Source organism: Ruegeria sp. ANG-S4, from assembly GCF_000814005.1.
Taxonomy (GTDB): domain Bacteria; phylum Pseudomonadota; class Alphaproteobacteria; order Rhodobacterales; family Rhodobacteraceae; genus Ruegeria.
This window is the reverse complement of the sequence record NZ_JWLK01000001.1, coordinates 1,078,774-1,100,560: the sequence shown is the minus strand read 5'-3', so window position 1 is coordinate 1,100,560 and position 21,787 is coordinate 1,078,774. Positions and strand designations below refer to the sequence as shown.

23 protein-coding genes are annotated in these 21,787 nt (G+C 54.5%); 15 read left to right on the top strand and 8 right to left on the bottom strand.

Features of this window, described 5'->3' with window-relative positions:
* The first annotated feature begins 146 nt into the window (after nt 1-146).
* A complete protein-coding gene (locus tag RA28_RS05625; RefSeq protein WP_039524413.1) occupies nt 147-782 on the top strand; it encodes a glutathione S-transferase in 636 nt (211 codons plus the stop codon).
* 262 nt (nt 783-1,044) lie between these two features.
* The gene (locus RA28_RS05620; RefSeq protein WP_039524411.1) at nt 1,045-1,335 is read left to right on the top strand and encodes a hypothetical protein; all 291 of its coding nucleotides are present in this window, start codon (nt 1,045-1,047) and stop codon (nt 1,333-1,335) included.
* A 117-nt stretch (nt 1,336-1,452) separates the two neighbouring features.
* On the opposite strand, the gene RA28_RS05615 is transcribed toward RA28_RS05620, so the two are convergent.
* The 3 genes from RA28_RS05615 to RA28_RS05600 form a co-directional block, all read right to left on the bottom strand.
* Nucleotides 1,453-1,704: a DinB family protein gene (locus RA28_RS05615; RefSeq protein ID WP_039524409.1), complete on the bottom strand. Its 252-nt coding sequence runs from the start codon at nt 1,702-1,704 to the stop codon at nt 1,453-1,455.
* Between the two features lie 82 nt (nt 1,705-1,786).
* The gene (locus RA28_RS22165; RefSeq protein WP_052261280.1) at nt 1,787-3,154 is read right to left on the bottom strand and encodes a DsbA family protein; all 1,368 of its coding nucleotides are present in this window, start codon (nt 3,152-3,154) and stop codon (nt 1,787-1,789) included.
* A 24-nt stretch (nt 3,155-3,178) separates the two neighbouring features.
* The gene (locus RA28_RS05600; protein WP_039524407.1) at nt 3,179-4,228 is read right to left on the bottom strand and encodes an SRPBCC family protein; all 1,050 of its coding nucleotides are present in this window, start codon (nt 4,226-4,228) and stop codon (nt 3,179-3,181) included.
* 169 nt (nt 4,229-4,397) lie between these two features.
* Here RA28_RS05600 and RA28_RS05595 point away from each other — a divergent pair, with 169 nt between their 5' ends.
* Nucleotides 4,398-5,294: a LysR family transcriptional regulator gene (locus RA28_RS05595; RefSeq protein ID WP_193747355.1), complete on the top strand. Its 897-nt coding sequence runs from the start codon at nt 4,398-4,400 to the stop codon at nt 5,292-5,294.
* Here RA28_RS05595 and RA28_RS05590 read toward each other — a convergent pair.
* Nucleotides 5,291-7,354, bottom strand: coding sequence for a protein-disulfide reductase DsbD family protein (locus RA28_RS05590; protein ID WP_039524405.1), 2,064 nt, complete (start codon nt 7,352-7,354; stop codon nt 5,291-5,293). The two genes, RA28_RS05595 and RA28_RS05590, sit on opposite strands and share 4 nt — an antisense overlap.
* A gap of 159 nt (nt 7,355-7,513) precedes the next feature.
* Between RA28_RS05590 and RA28_RS05585 the strand changes: the two genes are divergently transcribed.
* The 3 genes from RA28_RS05585 to RA28_RS05575 are packed head-to-tail and all read left to right on the top strand — an operon-like array spanning nt 7,514 to nt 9,318.
* A complete protein-coding gene (locus tag RA28_RS05585) occupies nt 7,514-8,107 on the top strand; it encodes a carboxymuconolactone decarboxylase family protein (protein WP_052261278.1) in 594 nt (197 codons plus the stop codon).
* A gap of 47 nt (nt 8,108-8,154) precedes the next feature.
* Nucleotides 8,155-8,658 (top strand): SRPBCC family protein, encoded by a 504-nt coding sequence (locus RA28_RS05580; protein ID WP_039524404.1) that lies wholly within the window; start codon nt 8,155-8,157, stop codon nt 8,656-8,658.
* 60 nt (nt 8,659-8,718) lie between these two features.
* Nucleotides 8,719-9,318, top strand: coding sequence for an SRPBCC family protein (locus RA28_RS05575; protein ID WP_152612012.1), 600 nt, complete (start codon nt 8,719-8,721; stop codon nt 9,316-9,318).
* A gap of 658 nt (nt 9,319-9,976) precedes the next feature.
* Here the strand turns inward: RA28_RS05575 and RA28_RS05570 are convergent.
* Nucleotides 9,977-10,432: a GNAT family N-acetyltransferase gene (locus RA28_RS05570; RefSeq protein ID WP_082029764.1), complete on the bottom strand. Its 456-nt coding sequence runs from the start codon at nt 10,430-10,432 to the stop codon at nt 9,977-9,979.
* Between the two features lie 83 nt (nt 10,433-10,515).
* On the opposite strand from RA28_RS05570, the gene RA28_RS22640 reads away from it, so the two are divergent.
* Together RA28_RS22640 and RA28_RS05565 are read left to right on the top strand one after the other, a co-directional pair.
* On the top strand, nt 10,516-10,695 hold the full coding sequence (locus RA28_RS22640) for a hypothetical protein (protein ID WP_152612011.1): 180 nt from the start codon (nt 10,516-10,518) through the stop codon (nt 10,693-10,695).
* Nucleotides 10,696-10,856: 161 nt separating this feature from the next.
* Nucleotides 10,857-12,734: an adenylate/guanylate cyclase domain-containing protein gene (locus tag RA28_RS05565; RefSeq protein WP_193747354.1), complete on the top strand. Its 1,878-nt coding sequence runs from the start codon at nt 10,857-10,859 to the stop codon at nt 12,732-12,734.
* 273 nt (nt 12,735-13,007) lie between these two features.
* Here the strand turns inward: RA28_RS05565 and RA28_RS05560 are convergent, their stop codons facing one another.
* The gene (locus RA28_RS05560; protein WP_039524396.1) at nt 13,008-13,793 is read right to left on the bottom strand and encodes a hypothetical protein; all 786 of its coding nucleotides are present in this window, start codon (nt 13,791-13,793) and stop codon (nt 13,008-13,010) included.
* A gap of 1,086 nt (nt 13,794-14,879) precedes the next feature.
* Here RA28_RS05560 and RA28_RS22925 point away from each other — a divergent pair.
* The 3 genes from RA28_RS22925 (at nt 14,880) to RA28_RS05545 (ending at nt 16,335) form a co-directional block, all read left to right on the top strand.
* Nucleotides 14,880-15,056, top strand: a complete 177-nt coding sequence (locus tag RA28_RS22925) for a hypothetical protein (RefSeq protein ID WP_206539612.1) — start codon at nt 14,880-14,882, stop codon at nt 15,054-15,056.
* A gap of 266 nt (nt 15,057-15,322) precedes the next feature.
* A complete protein-coding gene (locus RA28_RS05550; protein WP_152612010.1) occupies nt 15,323-16,012 on the top strand; it encodes a hypothetical protein in 690 nt (229 codons plus the stop codon).
* A gap of 74 nt (nt 16,013-16,086) precedes the next feature.
* A complete protein-coding gene (locus RA28_RS05545) occupies nt 16,087-16,335 on the top strand; it encodes a ParB N-terminal domain-containing protein (protein WP_039524390.1) in 249 nt (82 codons plus the stop codon).
* Here the strand turns inward: RA28_RS05545 and RA28_RS05540 are convergent.
* Both RA28_RS05540 and RA28_RS05535 read right to left on the bottom strand, forming a co-directional pair.
* Nucleotides 16,327-17,340 (bottom strand): fatty acid desaturase, encoded by a 1,014-nt coding sequence (locus RA28_RS05540; RefSeq protein WP_052261277.1) that lies wholly within the window; start codon nt 17,338-17,340, stop codon nt 16,327-16,329. The genes RA28_RS05545 and RA28_RS05540 overlap by 9 nt on opposite strands.
* 72 nt (nt 17,341-17,412) lie before the next feature.
* Nucleotides 17,413-17,619 (bottom strand): cold-shock protein, encoded by a 207-nt coding sequence (locus RA28_RS05535; RefSeq protein WP_039524385.1) that lies wholly within the window; start codon nt 17,617-17,619, stop codon nt 17,413-17,415.
* A 522-nt stretch (nt 17,620-18,141) separates the two neighbouring features.
* Here RA28_RS05535 and RA28_RS05530 point away from each other — a divergent pair.
* From RA28_RS05530 to RA28_RS05515, 4 genes are all read left to right on the top strand, one after another.
* Nucleotides 18,142-18,774, top strand: coding sequence for a tyrosine-type recombinase/integrase (locus RA28_RS05530; RefSeq protein WP_039524383.1), 633 nt, complete (start codon nt 18,142-18,144; stop codon nt 18,772-18,774).
* Nucleotides 18,775-19,150: 376 nt separating this feature from the next.
* The gene (locus tag RA28_RS05525) at nt 19,151-19,576 is read left to right on the top strand and encodes a hypothetical protein (RefSeq protein WP_039524382.1); all 426 of its coding nucleotides are present in this window, start codon (nt 19,151-19,153) and stop codon (nt 19,574-19,576) included.
* Between the two features lie 13 nt (nt 19,577-19,589).
* Nucleotides 19,590-19,889 carry a hypothetical protein gene (locus RA28_RS05520; protein ID WP_039524380.1) on the top strand — a complete coding sequence of 100 codons (300 nt, stop codon included), beginning with the start codon at nt 19,590-19,592 and terminating at the stop codon, nt 19,887-19,889.
* The gene (locus RA28_RS05515) at nt 19,886-21,676 is read left to right on the top strand and encodes a hypothetical protein (protein WP_152612009.1); all 1,791 of its coding nucleotides are present in this window, start codon (nt 19,886-19,888) and stop codon (nt 21,674-21,676) included. Before RA28_RS05520 ends, RA28_RS05515 begins: the two co-directional genes overlap by 4 nt.
* Nucleotides 21,677-21,787 lie beyond the last annotated feature (111 nt).

Below are 21,787 nucleotides of genomic sequence, written 5' to 3'. Positions count from 1 at the left end.
AAGCCGACTTTGACACCGTTGCAGCGTTTATTTGTTGGGACGGCAGGATCGCCACACCTATCTGCCCATAAACAGTAGGCAGGAGTTCCAATAGGCAGTCGATTGGAGGTTTGACCAGCCAGATAGATCTGGAGATAAATCCTAGAATGGATAACAACCCTATCTTTTGGACGTTTCGTCGCTGCCCTTACGCGATAAGAGCCAGGCTCGCACTTGCGAGTTCACGAGTAACAGTCGAGTTGCGCGAAATTCTCTTGAGGGACAAGCCAGACGCTTTCTTGCAAACATCCCCATCCGGCACAGTGCCCGCGCTTCGTCTTCCAGACAAAGTCATAGATGAAAGCCTGGAAATCATGGTTTGGGCGCTTCAACAAAATGATCCGCAGCGGCTTTTGGACATGCCCCCAGAAGGCTGGGACCTAATTTCGGCGAATGATGGCCCGTTCAAAACTGCACTGGATCATACAAAATACGCTACGCGTTATCCGGATCTGGACTTCAATGAGGAACGCAGGAAAGCGATGGGCTACTTGCTCGACCTCAACGAGCGGTTAGTTGGGCGGGCCTGGCTTTTTGGAGATAGACCCACCCTAGCCGATCTAGCGCTTCTGCCATTTGTTCGCCAATTTGCACATATAGACCGGGCGTGGTTTGATGCGCAGAAGTGGCCAAGTTTAGTCGCTTGGTTGGATCAGTTCCTAAACAGTGAAGCGTTCCTGCTGGTCATGAAAAAGTATGCAACTTGGTCAGAAGACGATGCGCCGATTTGGTTTAACGGCTGAACGCAACAAGTCGTATCGGCCCAAACCTGCCATTCATCGATTCCGCCCACACCGCAATGCGGCGAGCCCTGTTCTTATGTTACTCCAGCGTTTGACTGGTAAAACTTCGCAAAAGCTGTGCGCCGAAAAATGGTGCTGGAAACTGCCTCTGTGCTGTTGATTGAACAGATCAGGTTTATGCAAATCAAATGGAACCTTAGAGTGTTCTGACACAGCGGAAAAAATGCTAAACTGCTCGCAATTCAACTAAAGGAGTTTGCTTGTGCGCAATGTTATCCTGAGCCTAACAGCCCTCTCGCTCTCCGCCTGTGCGTCCGACCAAACTAACTCGGATACGGATCTGCCATTTTTTGGGGACGGTTACCGCGCAGAGGGTGATCAGTGCCGCCGGATCGGTGAGAATGATTTCACCAACCAGTTCCTCGATGACGCTGCCGACTTGGTTGGTTGCCCCGAAGATATGGAGAATCTGGGTGTCTTTATCACCGACACAGGCGCTGAAGAAGTAGGTCGCAAAGACGGGTACATATTATTCTCTGTTCCTGTGCGTTAATTTGAGTGCCGCGCTGGAACTACGCGCTCCAACCTGTCAACCATTGAAATTTGACGATTGGAAAATGACGGCCCAAAGCCGCCGTTCGCCTACTCTTTCAATGCTGCATCGCCCAGTTTAGAAAGCAGACATTAAATTAACGCACCAATAACCTGCCTGCACATAGTAAGAATTGAAGAGGAACGCGAACCGGTCGTCCGGAGAGACGTAGTCTTTGACGCGCGGTCGAAGAATGAATTCCTCAAAAAACCAGGTGGTATGGGCCAGATGCCGCTTGGCGGGGCTCGCGTCTTCCATGGACTGCAGCATGGCATCTTCGGCAGAGAGCGGTTCGACCAATGTCGTCGAACGCTGACGGACCTGGGACAAGAGCGTTTGAGCCGCGCCTAGGTCATCTGTTTTGAATTACAGTGCTTCGGTCATATCTGTGGCCTCCGGAAACTGGCTTGGATTACTTCAGCGTTAAGCCAACGAAGGCCGCAATTGCCTGCGCGTCCCAGCCGGTGAACATCTGTTCGCGGCCATCCGGCAAGCGGACAAAGAAGCCCGGTGTACCCACAAGGCCAAGCGCGCGCATGGCCGCCGTGTTGACCCGCATGTCGTTCTGGTATGCGTCGATTGCAGCTTCGGTATCCGCAATCCCCACGGCAATCCCGATGGATTCAAGCTCACGGAGCGCGCGGGCGCCCGTCATTTGGCCCCGGCCATCCATGAGCGCGTGGTAGGCGCGGTTATAGTCTTCCGGCTTTGCGATCGAGAACGTCAACGCCGCGGCTTCGCGCGATCCGGGACCAAGCAGCGGAACGTCCACCGCAACCACGCGCGTATTGTCGGGCATCTGCGACAGGAACCTGTCCATCTGGCGGTGCGCGATGCGGCAGATCGAACAGTTGAAGTCGAAGAACTTGTAGATCACGAGATCGCCCTCGGGGTTCCCGAAATAGCCGCCGCGCGCATCAGCGGCGACTAAGGCTTCGGCAATTACGGTTTCAGGCGCGGCGTCGGTGTCAGGGGCAGCTGTGGCCGCAATGGGAAGCGGCCGAATTTGCGGCACTGGCACACCTGCAATCCGGTCGTCAATCCAGGCCGTAATGGCGCGGCGCCCGGCGCTGCTGACGACATGGGGGACCGGGAAGGTTTCCAGTTGAACGGACAGTCCTGCATCTGAAAGCGCGGCGACGGTTGCGTCCAGTTCCTCGGCGCTATATCGCGCGTCGCGCGTGCCGTAGCCCAACAGGACCGGCGCGCCGCCTTCGACTGTCCAGTCTTCTGCGCGGACCTCGCGCGGCAACCCGCCCGCAAAGGCAATGTAGCCCGCCGCGAGATCGGGGTGGGTCAACGCAAGCCCAAGCGCCATCGACGCACCTTGACTGAACCCAACGATGTAGACCTGCGCGGGGTCCGCTCCGGTCTCGGTGACGAGCGCGAGTGTTGCGTCCGCAACCGTGTCGCTGCCCAGGCGCACATCGTCAAGGTCCACCACAATTGAGCCCGAGCTATCGTCGAGAGGGAACCAAGCGCCCCCTCCGCCCTCCACGGGCACCGGCGCGTTCAAGGCAACAAAGGAGTGGTCTGTGTTTGGCTCAACATTGACGAGTGATTCAATCTGCTTGGCGTCCATGCCGTAACCATGGAGGCCTATGATGAGCGCGGCGCCGGGTGCGTCCGCCTCTCGTATGATCCGTGCATCGATCTCACCCTGATCGGTCACGAGCGTGATGATGTCCGCGTCAGATTGCGCCGCGGCCCCGTTGGGGGCCACGGCTGCGAAGGGGATCGACAAGCCAACTGCTAGCAGAAGAGATATTGTTTTACGCATGTTCGACCCCTTGGGCGATTAGTTTTAAGACGGGAACTGACGGGCGTAGGGCGTGCCCTTCTCAAGGAAATACTTGAGATCGTCGATCCCGAAGCCCGCGAACATGAAGAAGCTCGTCCGCGCGAAAGCGACAGCCTGCGGCGGCACGCCCGGTGCGGTCTCGAAGACGATAGAAACCGTGACTTCTGACGAATCTTCATCAATCGGTTTGACGCTCCATTCGGCCTCGTTGGAGGTCACGAAGGGCGGCATGCCTGCCTCGATTGTGTAAGCGTAGGTGAGATTGTCTTCGTCGTAGCGTGTGATGATCTCGCGGGTCGCGCCACCAAGACCGGGGATAAAACAGGCGCGCACGTCGCCGATTTTTCCATCCGTGTCTTCGAACTCGATAGACTCGATTACGCTCGACCATTCGTGGGCACCGGCGTAGTTCTCAGCAACCTCAGCCCAGACTTCCTGCGCCGACACATTGAACATCCGGGTGTGGGTCAACGTGACATCGGAGATCCCGCTGTGCATCCCGCTGGAATAGCCGCCAAATCGGTCAGTGAGGCTTGCTGCAGCTTTGGTATAAAGCGCCATCACCTCCGCGGGGATCTCGCCGTCGAAATACTGCTGCCACGACAGGACTGCGCCGTCGCGTTCTTCAGCTGGGCGGACCTGCATCACGGCAAGGTGGTTGGACAAGCCCAACGGGTTGTCGCCGGGCAAGCTATAGGCAAAAGACATTTTGCCAGCATCATTCACGAGGATCGTTTCGGTCACCACCGTGCCATCCGCGAGTGTCAGATCTCGAGACATACCGTCGCCCGACACGGAGACACTGGACACCGCGCCGATCATGTCATCAACGTTGTTACTGTCAGAAACGAAGGCGAAAACCTCAGCGGGCGATGCGGCGAGTTCGACTTCGATTGCGAATTGCATTGGCGCCATGGTCAATTCGTCGACCATAACCGCTCCGACGACACGCGGTGGCATATCTTGAGCGATCGCCGAGGGTGCGGTAACAGCGAGACTTGTGGCGACGGAAAGAACGGCGGCAGTTGCCTTGAGTGTGGAAATCAGGCGCATGGGAATCCTCCTGGTTGGGTACCTGCGCAAGACTTACACTAGTTGAAAACGCACCTCATGTTCTGTTTTGGCGCCACACTGGACGAAAAATGGAACACCAGCTATATATTGAAGTGTGACATCCAAACACGATGAAAACTCCGCTTCTAAGGCAAAGGTGACTGTCTCAGTGTCTGTCGATTGGAACGATTTGAAGGTCTTTCTCGCCGTCGCGCGTGCGGGTTCGATCCGTGGTGCATCAGAGAGCCTGAAGGTCGCGCACTCTACTGTGTCCCGCCGAATGGACGCGCTTGAATTCGCGTTGAAGACACGGCTGTTCGACCGGACATCGGAAGGCTTACTGATCACGCCATCGGGCGAGGAGTTGCTTGTATCCGCTAGAACAATTGAAGAAACAATGCACGCCGCCGAACGATCCGTCGCGGGACGGGACCGCGAGCTGTCTGGCGACGTTCGCTTTACCCTTCCTCTACCGATGGCCGTGTGCGTCCTAACCGACGACCTTGCCAACTTCGTCGAGCAAAATCCGCTCGTTAACCTGATCCTCGATCTGACCGATGATCTTCTCGATCTGTCAAAGAGGGAAGCAGACATTGCAATGCGCTTTACCTACAAAGGCAATTCACCGCCTGACTACTTGGTCGGACGCAATCTGGCGACCCAGGCGTCCTGTGCCTATGCCTCGCCGGACTACATTGGTGACCACGTGTTCTCGGGATCTAATCGAAACGGACGCTGGCTTGGTTGGGATGACGTTGTCGAGTATCCAAAATGGGTTCATTCGGCGGGGCTGGAACCCATGCCGGTCACTGGCAGTTTCAACGACGTGTTTGTCCAGATGGCTTTTGCCAAGCGCGGCCTCGGTATGGCCTTCCTTCCATGCATGATGGGCGATCTCGATCCAGGGCTTCAGCGGGTGCCCGGCGCACGACCAATCCCGCATACTTCATTATGGGTTCTGACCCACCCGGACCTGCGAGACACCGTCCGACTTCGGAGTTTCCGAGAGTATCTCTACGACGCCGTTTCCGACAAGCTTGATCTCATTGAGGGGCGCGGCGTTTAACCTTGCGCCTCGCGAAGGGCGTCTAGGACGGCTCCGCGTGTCAAAAGCTCAGGCAGCACGATCCCGGCCGGCGCGCCGGGCCCGTAGACTACATTGAACGGAATGCCGTAGCGGCTGTGGCTCGTCAGGTACGACAGAATACTATCATCGCGCTGTGTCCAGTCGGCCTGCAAGGGGGCGACGCCCACCGCTTCCAGCGCTGCGCGTACGTCACCGTCGCTGAGGGCGACGCGTTTGTTGACTTGGCACGTGATACACCAATCCGCTGTCACATCAACGAAGACAACCTCGCCCGCCGAGACGAGGCGGTTTCGCTCAGCGATGGAGAAGACTCCGAAATTGGCTGTCGCCACAGAGGAGGCACCGGTCTGCGACGAAGTGATCACGCTGGGGCTGAACATCAGGGCCAGTGCGACAATGGCAAGCGTCGCACCGATGGCGCCGCCCCGGCCCTCGACTGACCGACCTGCCCAAAGCGCCGCACCTATGGCAAGAAGGCCGACCAATACGACGATGGCAAGGGTCTGCCCGGAAACGCCAGCGATGACAAAGAGGAGCCACACGGTTGTTGCGGCAAGGGCAAGCCCAAGCACCTTCTTCATTGTGAGCATCCACTTGCCGGGCTTCGGCATCGACGTCGCGAGCCGGGGGAACACAGCGACAAGCAGGAAGGGCGCCGCAAGGCCGAGACCGAGCGCGGTAAAGATGGTAAGTATTTCGAACGTGCCCGATGACAGCGCGAACCCGATTGCTGTTCCAACGAAAGGCGCGGAACACGGTGTGGCGAGCAGCGTCGCGAAGACGCCGGTCAGGAAGTGACCCTTGAGCGTGTCTGAGTTGCCAATCTGCGCGGTCCCGGACATCCATTGTGGCAGCGGAATTTCAAACATGCCCAGTAGATTGTAGGCGAATACCGTGACCACGATGGCCATGAAGACAAGGAAGTAAGGGTTCTGGAACTGAATGCCCCATCCCACTGCGACGCCCACCGAACGCAGGGCGACGGCGCCAAGTGCTAGGACCCAAAAGGACGCCAGGATGCCCATAGCAGACGCCAGGAACGACAGGCGGACCCGGGCTGGGCTGTGTCCGCCGTGAGAGACGACCGAGAGCAACTTGATTGACAGCACAGGCAAGACGCATGGCATCAGGTTCAGGATCATGCCGCCAACAAAGGCGATCCCGACGAAGCCCAAAAACGCAGAGACAGAGATGCCGACCGCTGCCTGGGTGAGCGCTGCGGTGTCCAGCTGAGCTTCGAGGCCGCGCGTGCCATCCACAATGGTGAGAGTCAGGTCTTTCCCCGAAAGGTCGGCGGGCGTGCCTTCCAACGTCTCGGCGTCCAGCGTCGCGGTGAAGCCCAACCCATCCTCTTGCAGATCAACGGTAGGGCGGGAAAACAGGACGTCCTCCGGTCCCTCCACGATTACGTCTGGAGCGGTCAGCGGGAAAACGGAGGTGACGCGCACTGCGATGCTTTTACCAGTGTCTGAGAGGGTGACTTCGTCCAGAAACAACCCGGATTGAGAACCATCGCCGGGAACCTGGGATTGGTAGAGGTCAATTAACTGGGCATCCAGGCCAGCAGACGGCGTGCCGGGATCGAGTGTGAGAGAGACTGTGGCGACTTGCGGGACGCAGATTTCCTTGCAAAGCAAATAGTCGACCACCGCGTTTAACAGAACAGGCTGTGTCGGGTCCGGGATATTCACATTCACCGGAAAGACGATGCGTTCGCCATATCCAAAGGTGTCGAGATCGAACAGCGAAAAACGATGCGGTGCGGGCCATTGCATTTGGGATGGTTCGGCGTTGTCCGAACCCAACCAATCCACCGTGACCGGGTACCCTGCGTCGCCTGGGGTTCTCCAATAGGTTTTCCAGCCATCCTTGAGCCGAATGTCGATGCCGACCTGAAGCGAACCATCTGCTGGTGCTGCCGTTTGCGCCGCGATCAGCCGCGCGCTCGACAAATCCAGGTCCGTCCATCCTTCATCCGCATGTGCGGACAGCCCCGAAAGGAGAGCAATCACAACTGCAAACGATCTGAAAAACCGCATCGGACGAGTCCTGTTTTTGAGGCAAACGCCGTCATCCTAACGGACCAATTTCAGACCAGCACGTACCATTATTGGAACTGTCCGGTGCGAAATTGAACGTGGCAAGGGAGAAGTCGTGACGTCACATTCGCAGCATCAAGCCCCGGAGGATTTCGCGATATGCCCAAGCCACCACTCATCTCAGTTGAGCTCAAGACGCCCGACACCGCAGAAGGCGCCGCAGCGGGTATCCTTGCTGGTGCCCGCGACCAGCTTGGCTTTGTCCCGAACATGTACGCGGCCATGGCGAACCTGCCCGCCGTTCTGAAGCAGTACTCCGCAAGTTATGCAGCATTCCGTGAAACGGCAGGTTTTACGCCTGCCGAGCAGGAGACGGTCTTCCTCACAATCAGTCAGGCAAACGATTGCCACTACTGTACCGCCGCGCATTCCATGCTGGCGGACGTGATGTCTGGCGTTCCGAAGGACGCGCTAGAGGCGCTGCGCAAGGGCGACACGCCTGCAGACGACCGGCTTGGTGCCTTGTCCGAGTTCACCCGCAGGATGACACTCTTGCGAGGGTCGGTCGGGAAAGGCGATGTCGACCGCTTTCTCGCTGCCGGTTTTACCAATCAGCACGTCTTTGGGGTGATCCTCGCGATCGCGTGCAAGACTTTCTCCAATTACACCAACCACTTGGTCGGAACTGAGGTCGATGCCGCGATGTCGGCCTATGCCTTGCCCAGTGACGATCTCGCGGAAGCTACTGCCTAAGCGCGTGTCGCGCGCAGCTTACCCTCAAACCTAGAAGGAACAGAACTATGCATGCAGAAATGACAAAACGCGTGAATGCGTCGGCCGAAGACATCTGGGCAGCCTTCAATGACTGGGGCGGCATCTGGCGCTTTCAGCCGTGGGTCGTCCGTTCCCCGCTGCTCAGCCAGAACAATGAGGGCGTGGGCGCCAAGCGCCGCTGCGAGTTCGTCGACAAGACGTCCATCGTTGAGACAATCACCAAGATCGAGGACGGTCGCGCCATTCACATGACGCTGAGCGAGACCCCCAAACCCATGAAGGGCGGCAAGTCCGTCATCCGCCTGAGCCCAAGTGGCAACGGCACCGACGTCATCGTGGAGATGGACATCGAAATCGGCATGGGCCCTCTCGGCGCGATTATGGGAAATCTCATGATGAAGCCGATGATGAAAAAGCGCGTGTCGCTGATGCTGGAGAGCCTTGAGCACCACCTCAAGACCGGCGGCAAGATCGACAGCAAAGGCATCAAACACAGCTCCCCGTCGGCTGCTGGTGCTGTGCCCGCGTAATATAATGAAACCAAATATAGGGCGTGGCGGGTCGTCGCCATGCTCACGTTGGAGAGCAAGATGAAAAAGTTACTCAAAATCGTCGGCGGCTTGGTCGTGGTCGCAATCGTCGCCGGGTTCGGATTCCTCACTTTCAGTTCCACTTTGAGGAGCGACCCGAATGTTGGCCTGTCGCCCGAAACGCATGCGTTTGGGGATTTGGATGTCCGGGATTTCACCGACAAACCGCTCGGTGCTGAGGTCAAGGTGTTCCTGCCGATGACACCGTCCGATGCGATGGTGATCGTCGCTGCGTTCGAAAACTACGGGGAGTGGGTGTCCCCACCACCAGAGAATGTTGTGATTGACAATTCAGCCAGGGAAGCTGGTGATTTTGGGGTCGGTTCGCTTGTCTCTTACAAGGAAGGCGAAACAGACGAAATCGTGCACCTAGACCCAGAGTCTTCCATGGTCGCGAAGCCACTCTGGGCACCTGATGCTTTTGAAGGCCACCGGGGGGTCGTGATCGTGACACCGACTGAAGGCGGCTCAATCATGCACATGCGGCGGTACTTTGAAACCACGAGTATGCAGGGCTGGATGATGTCGAAAATGATGCCAATGTTCATGGAAGGCAGCGCCGAGAACCTCGCAGAGATCTATGGCGGCCAAGTTCTTTGAATGTGACCGCGCAGATTTTCGCGGGAGAATAGGCCGTGCCGCATCGATCAAGCGCAGCGTGGTTTTTGATTGGCGCGGCAATTCCATTCTGCGCGAAAAGAGCACAGATGGTGAACGCCCGATGTCGCTAGCTTGGCTATGGCACGAGAACGGATGGGCAATAGCGGCGTATGAAAAGGGCGGATTAGTCTGGGGCATTATCTTCTGTCGCCGACTATGTCGTGCAGGTGGTGCGAAAGATGGATTTGAAAGGCCGCGCAGCAGCAGCAAGGCGAGGCAGACAACGGCAGTTTTCGACCATTCTTACACATGTCTTACACATGCGAATGTCAGCAAATCGCGCTTCGCAGCTATCTATATAGGGTGCAGCATTTGGAACTTTGGGCTCTCCGGACACCTTCGCCGCGATCTGCGCCAAGGGCCGGTCAGGGATAGATCGATCTTCACTGCGCGTCGCATGAACTGGTAAGACACGGGACAAAACAGCCGTCGGAATCGCGGAAACAAATGTCTGCTCTATGCTGATGATTCAAATGGGGGGTCGCGATACATCGGGCAAACTTTGTGCCAACTTTTCGTACTGCAAAGTCTTTCTCAGGGGCTTATTTAGCTGTTTGACGACCGCGCTTCTTGCCTTCATTTTGTTTCCAGCAAGTTGCTATAAGAGCGGCTTTCTCATCAAAACGAACGGTCCCTCCGGGTACGTTTGGAATTCCACAAATTCATAGCCGAGGGCCAAATAGAATTCTCGCGCGGTCAATGAGGAATGAAGCATCATTTCGGGGATTGCCCTTTGTCGCGCCTCCTCTTCTATTCTTACGTCCAGCATTTTGCCCAACCCTCGCCCCTGATACTCAGGGTCCACAAACATCGAACGCAGATAGTCATCTCTCAGACCCACCGTTCCAACGAGTTCGGTGCCCATGAAGCAAAGAAGAATTAACTCGTTTTCAATTCTTTTGGTGACCGGCTCCGGCTCAAAAATCGTGCACAGCCTGTCGATTGACTTTTGATCGTAGTCCTTGGAATTCGAAACGCGAATTGTGCGTCGGATCAACTCACTGAGCGGAATTACATCGGCAACTGTTGCCTGTCGGATTTTGAGCGACTTCATCGCGGCAAACTTATCCCGGGACATAAGACATCGAGAAGCTGGCAGATACGACTAAGGCAGGCTGGAAGCACTTGGACTTCTCGATGTCTTTCACAAGAGTAAGCGGTTTCACAAAGTTCATGGCGTTTCCTACCGGAATTATCGGATCAGATGATCCCATCACTATTGCAGACATTCTTTCGACGCGCAGCATCGGCAACATTGGGCTCGAAGCGGCCACCCACTGCGGCTTGCATGTTTGGCTGGTCGCAGCCCCAAGCTGACATTTAATGAACTACTGCACTTCGCAGTCAGGCACAGCTTCAAGGCTGATGCCTTATCAAGATTTAACAATCGCTCTTTTTGGAAATGTGTGTTCGGCTAGCGCATCTGGCCTAGAAGCAATTTTGCGTTTAGCGTAGTGCCCACTGTGGGAGTTCAGTCTTTGGAAAGACGTCTAGCAGCGATACTTGCCGCCGATGTGGTTGGCTATAGCCGTCTTATTCGAAATGACGAGGCCGGCACGCTTGCAAGAGTCAAAGCCCATCGCGAGCAGTTTTTTGAACCAATTGTCGCTTCACGACATGGGCGCATCGTCAAATTGATGGGCGACGGCATGCTTCTTGAGTTTGCAAGTGCAGTTGAGGCCGTTCGGTGCGCATTGGACATGCAACACTATGTAGGCGTCGCTAATGCGGACCTGCCGCAAGGTTCGCAGGTACGATACCGGATCGGTCTCAATGTTGGCGACATTGTCGTCGATCAGGATGACATTCACGGGGATGGTGTAAATGTCGCCGCACGCATTGAAAGCCTGGCTGTCCCGGATGGCATTTACATGTCGGCTAGCGTTTTCGAACAGGTTCATACCAAGCTCGATCTCACCATCGAAGATTTGGGGATGCGAGAGGTCAAGAATATCTCCGACCCCGTTCACATCTACAGCCTTACAATGGATGAAAAGGCAAAAGCCATCGTTTCTCCTATCGTGCCACTTACCAACAAGCCTTCGAAAAATCGTCTGATCACGGTTAGTTGCACCGCAATTGTCCTGGCGTTAGTAGTCGCGGCATGGCTTCAACCTTGGTCCGTGGTGCAATCTCCGGACACGGATGAACAAGCCGCCGCGCTGTCTGGCAAACCCTCCATCGCGGTCATGGCGTTCGACAATCTCAACAACGACCCGAGCCAAGATTACCTCAGCGACGGACTGAGTGAGAACATCTTGACCGCCTTGTCCCGTTTTTCAGACTTCTTCGTAGTCGCCCGAAACTCGACATTTTCATATAAGAACGCTCCGGCAGATATACAGAAAGTGTCAGAAGAATTGGGTGTTCGCTACATTGTTGAGGGGAGCGTTCAAATTGCCGGTGAGCGTTTGCGCGTGACGTCCCAACTCATTGATGCGCCGACGGGCCAGAACATTTGGGCAGACAGCTATGACCGAGACCTACAGGACATATTTTCAGTACAGGATGAGATAACGCGAACCATAGCTTCGCTTCTCTCTACGAATATCGATCTGGCAGAGTACAGCCGTCTTAAGCATCAGCCTACTGATAGTCTTGGCGCTTACGAATTGCGCAAACGAGCGCAGGAGGAGTGGTTTACCTTCACGAAAGAAGGAAACATCAAGGCAGAAGTGCTAAGCGCAAAAGCAATTGCTCTCGATCCGAATTATGCCGGGGCGTATGTCGAAAACGCTTGGGCACACATAAACGGGTATCGTTGGGGGTGGACGAACTCTTTAACGCGCGAGGAATCACTGGAGCGCGCCTTTGAGATGGCGCGAAAAGCCATTGAACTGGAACCCTTCAATTTCAAAGGTCATTGGGTCTTAGCCAATGCAACTACTCAGAGCGGTAACCTTGAGCGGGCTGCTTCGCTTTATGACAAAGCCATTTCGCTGAATCCAAATTCGGCATCCGTTCTGGCAGATTCCATTGACCCGCTCGTCTATGGCGGCAAGGCGCCTGAAGCGGTTGAGCGCATGAAACTGGCGATCCGGCTGAACCCACATCACCAAGACTGGTATCTTTGGAATCTGGGTTGGGCTCAGTACTTCGCCAAGGAATATGAAGATGCCAAGACTTCAGTTGAACAAATGAACGAAATACCCGACGGCTTGAAACGCACCTACGCGCCAATTCTTTTACGCCTTGGTCTTCCCAGTGATGCGCAGACCGTTATCGATGAGTTTCTAGTGGCCAATCCCGAATTCACTATCCAAGAGGCGATGAATGCGCCATTCGAGAGTGAGGCGTATCTCAATCGGTGGGTAGAGGATCTGCGAAAACTGGGTGTGCCTGATTCCAACGAATGAACGATTTTTCGAGTTTCGCTTTGCGGGTGTCGACACCAGACTCAGACACCCACGACTATCGCGGCAAACTTTATTCCTGCGATTTGCGGCTGTGGCCTAGTAGTATTTTTCAGCCCAAAGCAGACCTTCAATTCCAAGCAAGGTGACTTCCGAGATGCGGACAATACTGTCACTCGCCTGTTGAGGGTGGATGACCACAGGCAGCCCGAAGCGGACATTCACAACTAGACTTTGCAGATTCCAAGACGCCAAAGAGCGAACTCTTGCACGAGGCTATACCCGATACCAGTTTTCAACGTCTCGGGTAGCTTCCTCGACATTAAAAGCAGCCTCTACCTCTGCGACTACACACCGTACTTCATCCGGGCTTGCATTGAGTTCTAAAATACTCGCCTCTAGATCATGGGCTGACCCGGCATTTGAATAAATCGTATCGACCCCAATTCTGATGGAGTTTCGGTGTTGCAGTAGGTGCTCAAAAAACCGCACATAAATCATCTCCTCGTACGGAGAATGACTGTCCGCTTCAGAGATCAAACCCAATTCTGCGGCCTTGGCACACGTCAAACGCCAAGCCAGTTCCATTGTCGATGGAGGCGCATCTCTGGCCTCATCAGGATGTTTCGGGTTCGCAAACGTAGATCTTCGAATAGCTTCGAGATTGGCACGCAAGCTCTTTGTAGGAACGGGATAGATGAATGTGGTTTCCTCGGATGCTAAGGCTGGTTCAATCTGATCCGGCTGCGCCTGGATGAACTCTGAAAACCTGTTTCCGATGATAGGGACTTCACCGACAATCATGTCTGTGGGATCGGTATTCTCTGCCAGCCATCGCGCCAGGGCTCTCCGGCCCCACAATCCGGCTGCCTTTCGGATCAACGGATGAGTTCCATCCGAAACATCTGGATACCTAGCGAGTAGATCTTCGGTTTGAAACGCCGCGAGCCCTGTATCCCAACGCATGATATGCACGCCACGTCCCAAGGAGACCGAAATGGATATCTGCTGGCGCAACAGAAATGACTTTCCAGACGCTGGTAATCCAGTGAAGAAAACCATGCGGCAGCGACGTGCAGCGTCGGCCAGGTGTGTTCCAATCTCGGTTTCCGCAAAACTGTCGATAGAAATTGCGAATCTCCTAGTTCGGTGTCGGCAATTAGGCTGGAGCGGCGAGCGTTCACCACCTCCAAGATTGTTGCCCAAGAAATCCGGCGATTTCACAGATGAATTGTCAACCTAAATTGCCCCAAAGTGAATTTTGCCTCTCAAGTTATTCTCTTAACCACCAAATAACTCGCCGGTCTCAAAAATTGACCATTCCGCAGCACACGCTTCTTGACGAGCGTGCGTCCTTGACTCTTCACAGACTAGGAACGACAAGAGTGTAATGATAAAAAGTTACTCGTCGCCGCGATGCTGCCGGCTACGATGATCCAATGGCCTTCAGACTAATTGTAGCATGTGTCCCAGCGTAGGAACGGGTTTCGCTGGGGTCTTCGCCATGAGCTCGTTCCTCGCAAGCATTCGCAACTGTCACCTGATAAGCCTCAGTCATCGCGTGACCCATAAAAGAAGGCGCCTTATGAACAGCACATGGCTCGTAAATTGTGTGCTTGATGCCCGATAGATCAGGTCTCAGGCTCCGTTTCAATCAGTCATTCATCGTGTTTACGCGCTGCATTCTTTGTTTGATCCCGACACTCTTGGTGTTGCTCTTAGGAACGCAACTTCCTGCCCAAGTCGCAGGCAATGCCGATGGATCGGTTTGCGGCGAAGGTTTCGAAAACAAAAACGGATCCTGCCAAAGAACCGACTTACCAGAAAACGCATATTTGACGGGTAGCGCCTACGGCAGCGGCTGGGAATGCAATCACGGTTTTCAGAATGTCGGAGAACTCTGTGAGGCAATAAGAGTTCCTGAAAATGCCTATCTTGCATCGACCGGAGATCAGTGGGAGTGCAATCGGCTGTTCCAGCGTGTCGGAGATAAATGTGAGGAAGTGATTTCGCCTCAAAATGGTTACGTCGAAACTCGGTTTGGCGTGCAGGAAATACACTGCAACTGGGGATTTCGTAAGGAGAATCAAAATTGTGTCGCAATAGAAGTCCCAAAAAACGGTCGTCTGAGTGACAAAAGAAGCTCGGATGGTTGGGTATGCCTCCGAGGTTACAGGGCAGCGGATAGCGGCTGTGAGCCTGTGGCTGTTCCACAGCATGCATATCTTGCACCTGAAACTTATTCCGGATGGAAATGCGAACGTGGTTTTCGTGCAAACCGGGACAGGTGCGTTGCGATCCTTGTCCCTTCAAACGCGCATTTGAATCGAAGAGGTGATGGTTGGGAATGTAATCGGCCGTTCACGAGACAGAACGACAAGTGCACCGAAAATGTGCCGCGACAATAAGTTGGTGGAAACCAAAGCCGCCTGACAAACCCGGAAGGACTAAGCCGTGAACCATAACTCGATTGACGAAAACCTGGGTAAAAGTCTCAAAGCCAAAAAGGTGCGTCGCCGGTCCTATGGGATTAAGATATCTATTGCGTCAGCAGTGTGCGTTGCAGCGATAATTGTAGTGGTGTTTTTCTGATGCGTAAAAATGCCCCTCAAGTAACCCTTCCCGGTTCAAAGATGTCAGCTCATGGCCTGGAACAAAGAGCGTTTCAGGACCGCAGTGTTCGTAAATCGCGGAACGCTGACGTATCAGGAGTGATTGAGGAAGAATTTGGAAAGTACTTGATTAAGGCTGGCGTTCTGAGCGGCAATAGTGTTGCACGGGCATTTCCCAAGCCGCCGGCTAAAACGCAGGCAATGATTGCCGATGCAGTTGGAGAAACACCAGTATTGGCCATTGAAGCCTTAAAAGAAATTCTCGAAGAACGAGACAGGAAGCGTAGCGGTCAACGCCGTTTGGAGGGAAACTCCGGCACCCTCGTTCCCAGTGAAAGAGAATATGCCGAGGCATTGCGCCAGATCAGGCTCACCCCGGCGCAGGTCACATTGCTCAAAGCACTTACAATCGCAGGCAAGGATGGTCTGACCATTGGTCACTTGTCTCAGGCGGCCGGTTACAAATCGCGCGAGGCCTCAATCAAGGTCTTTAAGAAAATCGGTCTATTGATTGCGGAGTATCTAGAGCTCGAACTTCCCGAAGGCGGATCGGTACAGAATGATGGTGCTGCTCAAGTTCTGGCATTTTCTCACATCGAAAGTGACGACGAGCCAGCAACTTGGATTATGCATCAGGAACTGCGCGACGCTGTTCGTTCGGTTCTATGACGTACGTTCCAGCGCCAGCTCTTGTAGCGAACTTCGAACCGGAACAAATGCACGAAAGGTTGCTCACTTAGCTTATGTTGGAGAAAAGACCATATCCGCTCGACTTGATCTATGTACCTGTGAAACGTGCGAAAACGCTTGATCAACAAAAAGTTCTGACGCTGGCCGAAGATATCCTGAAGAACGGCCAAAAGACCCCGATCCAGATACGCTCGGACAACAAGAGGTTTGTACTAATTGAAGGCCTTCACCGACTAGAGGCCATTCGCGCCTTGGGCGGTGATACGGTCGAGGCCTATCTGGTACGTGCCAGACTACACTAATTGCCTATTGGAATTGGCGTTCGACAAAGCCTCAGAAAATGTCAGCAGACGTTGACTTTTTTCATCCCAAAGATGCAAGCGTGCACAATGAAAGCTCTCATATAGAGTAATACGCTGGCAATTTTCCAACTCAGAATGGTCGCGCAAAACCTCGTTTAGCCGATAAAACGGTATGCGGCTGGCCAGGTGGTGAACATGGTGTACGCCGATATTAGCAGAGAACCACCGAAGGATGCCTGGTAGGGCATAGTGAGAACTTCCATAGAATGCGGCGTTCTGAAGGTTCCACCCCTCTTCCCGTTCCCAGGTCGTGTGTTCAAACTGGTGTTGAATATAGAAAAGCCAAATACCAATCGATGATGCGACAATCATGGTTGGTAGGAAAACATACGCTAAAACCTCAATGCCTCCGGCCCAAAAAACTAGGGCCAATATCCCTGCAATTGCAGCGTTTGTTCCCATCGCACTTGCCCAGTACAGCCAGCCCGAACGCATGAAACCAAGAGGTAAACGGTTTTGAATAAAGAACGTATAGATCGGCGCAACACCGAACAGGAAGACGGGGTTCCGGGTCAGACGATACGCGGCACGCCCGAACCACTTCCGCTTAAGGTATTCTTCAGTGGTCAATGTAGGGATGTCACCCATACCACGCCGATCAAGGTTACCGGTTGAGGCGTGGTGAATCGCATGGCTTTGTCGCCAAACGTCATAGGGTGTCAGGGCAAGTACACCTAGAACCCGGCCGGTCCAATTGCAAACAGTGCGACTTCTAAAGAAAGATCCATGACCGCAATCATGCATAATGATGAAGATACGCACCAGAAATGCGGCATTCAGGATGGCCAGTAATATTGCGATCCAGACACTAATAGATAAAGCCATCCACGCTAGAGCCCATAGCGCGAATAAGGGGGCAACGGTGATCGCAATTTCATAAACACTGCGCTTTGCATCGGGCACACGGTATTGCGCGAGCGCCCGCGTCCAGTCTTTTGGTTGCAACTTACTTGTTCTCCAACGGCGTATAGTAGCCCAGTGTGCAAACGGGCACCCAGAAAGGGTGCCCGTAAAAGGTCAGGCGAGTGCCAGATTGGCGGCGCTGTCGCGCCCGTCACGGCCGGCTTCTACGTCAAAAGTAACCTTCTGACCGTCTTTCAATTCGCTTAGGCCGGAACGTTCAAGTGCTGAGATATGTACGAACACGTCGCGCTTGCCATCTTCAGGCTCGATAAAGCCAAAACCTTTGGTTGAGTTGAACCACTTTACTGTGCCATTTGCCATGGTGTAAGTCTCCTAAATCTTGCCGCCCGCATTATCGCGGCGACTCGGCGTGGTCGGTCTGAATCGAAAGACTGAACGCCGGATTTAGGAGACAGCAGGTCGAAAAAGAAAAACGTAAGCCTCGTGTATATGGACTTCGACTACGCACGATACAAGCCTTGATGCTTTGGCGGACAACAGAGAATTTGAGCCCGCCTAGCTTAGAACTAGGCAAGTAGAGGTGAAACCGTTGCTCTTCGGTCCAAACTTGAAGGTGGCTTGGGTCAGCGGCACAGAAGACTAACGATCATTTTTGGGAAATTATCCTGCTGCATACGAGACAGCGATAAGCGTCCGTCTTGGTGCCTTGGCGAAACTTTGCAAAATCCGCTTTCTGCGCATTGCTGCAATTGGTGCATCGCGCAGCATCGGTCAAAGTGGGCTCACTTCCGACCTCGGAGGCAGCGCAGCAATCCCGTGATATGGTGCCTCGTCAACGTCGGGTTGTCGTTGTGGAGGGCATGGCGGATCGGAGGATCAGTCATGGAAACACCAAACCTGCCAGCCATTCGCGCACTTCGCCCTGCATGGAACAAGGGCCGCATCTTGGGTCAGAAACGGCCGCTGAAGCCAAAGCATGTCTGGGCAATCCGTGTTCGACTTGAATTGGCCGAAAACCATCGTGACCTCGCACTGTTCAACATGGCGATCGACAGCAAGCTGCGCGGCTGTGACCTGGTGAAGATGAAAGTCGCCGATGTAATGGCATCAGGTCAGATCAAGGAGCGCGCCTCCGTGTTGCAAAGCAAAACGCAAAAGCCCGTTCGGTTCGAGATATCGGAAGGTACTCGGGCGTCAGTCGAGAGGTGGATGGAGGACGAGCTTATGGTTGGCTCCGAGTACCTCTGGCCTGGTCGCTTCCACGAGCGCCTGCATATCTCGACACGCCAGTATGCGCGGATCGTCCGCGACTGGGTCACATCAATCGGTCTGGAGGCGAGCGCATATGGCACGCATTCAATGAGGCGAACAAAGGTAACCCAGATATACAAGAAGACAGGAAACTTGCGGGCGGTTCAGCTTCTGCTTGGACACACCAAGATGGACAGCACAGTCCGGTACCTAGGCGTCGAGTTAGAGGACGCGCTAGCAATCGCCGAGGCCATTGAAATCTAGCAACTTTGGGCCGTCTTCGCTGGTCGGCCCATTGCGGACCGTTATCACGTTCCGACGATGCTGCAATCGCAACCCGCATATCGGACTTTCGCCGCGAGAGCAAAAAGGTACAAAAGCGGAATTTGAGATCGTTGGGCGTCGGCGATAAAACTATTGCTGTGGGCCAGTTCAGTTGGGGAGGCTCAGCACAGCTACCCCTTTGGAAGGCTAAGTTTGGAGAGAGCTGTTTTCGCGAAGCAAGTTCCAGGGTGAAATGAGCCAAGGTTACTTAACTTGGAATCCTGTTATTCAATTTCTTGACCGCGCGTTGATGAGATGAGCATTCCGTAATATGCTATGATGATTTAGTATACTGAACTTTTCACGGGTGAATTCGATGAAGTGGGTTATTCGCATCGTTGTCACTCTGGCCGTGATTGCGGCTGTCGGAGCCGTATTGGTCAGTTACTTTTTTGGCAGCCTCCGCGTGCAGCGTGAGGCGTCAGCATATCTTGATGCCCTCGAAACGTGCACACCACTGGAGCAGGACGCATGGGCTCCGCTGCTGCGCGGTACGATTGGCCGTTCGGTGGCAGGACCGGAAGGCGAAACCTGCGTCGTGACTATGGAAGGGCTTGGGGGCGAGATAACGCGTTGCACGCTCAACACAGAAGCGCGAGCCATAATGGCTGGCTTCATCCAACAGGGCGCCGACACAGTGTCTTTCCTTGGGGGACAAACCGCCTCACTTAGCTACTCGTCGGAAAATCCTAACCCGATGACTGAACTTCTCAACGGACCGGCCTGTCTCGTTGAACAATGAGGAGACCCCAAACATGACGCGTCTTACCATCCCGACCCTATTTATTCTTCTCGCAGCAAACGCACAGGCTGCCCCGATCGAAGAGGCATGCAGCGCGAGGGGTACATGGGATACGGAAACCTGCGAATGTATGCAGGGTGTGGCCGATGATATGTTCGAGGCGGATCAGCAGGAGACTGTCGCCAAGTTTTTTGCCCGTCAGATCACCAGCCAACAGATCATGGCCGCGCATGGCGTTGTGGCCGCACAGGCATTTTTACAGTCCATTGCCGCCTTCATGGGCGAGACCACTTTCAAATGTGGCGCACCGTGACCTATTTCAGAGCAGCGGCAATCGCCGTTGCAGTCATGACCTCGACCGCCGCTGCTCAGGGTCTTGAACGCTGCGCTCCAGAACTCGATCCAAGAGTGCTACCCCACCAATCGATGTTTCTCGATTTCCGAACGTCGATGTGCACCTGGCCGGTCGTCGACAACTTTCGAATTTGGGATGACGACCCCGAAGGGGCCATCCTTCATGTCGAAATCGGTGTCGAAGTCGGCGCACCGGACAACCCCGCAGGGGTTGAGGCCATTGCAAACGCGATCCGCCACTCGATGGTCGCTGCGAGGCTGCTTGGATCGGACATCGACTTTGGCAAGGTCTTAAAACTGGTCGTTAGTAAGACACGTCATCCCAAGGCCGATGGTGAATCCTTCTATCGCTCGGGCCTGAATTGGTCGCGCTGCAATATTGCTATCGGACCCAATATGTTCACCGATGATCCGCTCATTTTGCAACGTACTGTCGCACACGAAATTTTTCACTGCATTGTGCGCAAACACCTTGGCAATAGTTTCGCTGGCCGAGGCTTGGCCATCGAACCCGACCCGCGATTTTGGTACCTTGAAGGTTCCGCTGACTGGTTTGGGCAATTTGCGATACCAAATGCACCCATGGTGGACCTGGTGGCATTCGAATTCTGGGCGGATGAAAAAGACTTCACGGAACTTGAATATACCGCATGGCCTTTCTTTGCCTGGATGTCGGCAAAGGATGGCCCGTCCGCGATCCTCCCATTCATGAAGGGCATCGCACGCGACGTCGACAATGCGCGCGAGATTAACCGCCTGATGGAACCTGAACGCTGGTACGACTTTGCCAAACTTTATTCTGCTTACCATATCAGCTTACGCGATGGACGAAGCCTGTCACCCAGTCATCGCAATCCTCGCGCCAGTTACCGGCTGGACGAGGATCAAACGCTTGGCGTCGAAGTGCCCCTTGGTAAGCTGATGCGCACAACACTGATCCTAGCACCAGGTCAATGGCGGCTTGTTCCCAAGGATGGCGGCACCATTTTCCTATCCGATGCCCTACCGAACGGTGACCCGGACGGTTCGTGGATTCCAATTGACAGCGAAGTGATCATTGATACGCGCTGCGATGAAGACTTGGAACTGGTTCTGGTCAGTTTCGGCGTTGACAAGGATACGTCAAGATACAGCATCCGCGCGGACCGCGTGGGTGATACATGTCGGCGAAGCTGTTCAAACTTGCCCACAGCGTTTGACGAATGTCTGGTAGGGCGCTGGCGTGACGACACCTGGGTACCACCAACTGAATCCACCGTCCCCGGGACCGAAGTTTTGTACATGAACCACCCGCCGCCGGTCTGGACCTTCTATCCGGGCGGCCTCTTTCGCTCGGACCAGCCCTTTGCTTCTGACGTTATTGCACGTGATGGCGCGAATTGGGTACGGACGCAAACCGTCTATAACCTCAACGCTGCTCTCGGCTATTGGGGCAGCAGCGGTCCCAATCTCTATGTCTGCGAAGATCGTGACGTGGCGCGCGGCTATGGTGATTTTGTCACGTCTGACGGTCATCGAAGCGTCGGATCGCTCGATTCCAACAATGACCTGAGGTTGGAAGGACAGGATCGACACTACGAGTTCGAGTATATCTGTGGAGCGGAGGAGCTGCGCATCCGCGGTTCAGTACTTGGTTCGATTAGCGGTAGATTCACCCGCATTTCGCCAGCACCTGAGATTGAAGAGGGCTTACCAGAAGCACCAACAAATGTCCTGCCTGTCCCGGCGACAGATCGCGATCGATAGCCGTTTGTTCCAGTCCTGACCAAGAACACGAAGACTAGGAACGGCCCAATGCAGACCTTGATCATTGTCAGACTCGTTTCATGCGGACTAGAATTTTGCTAACCTACCCGC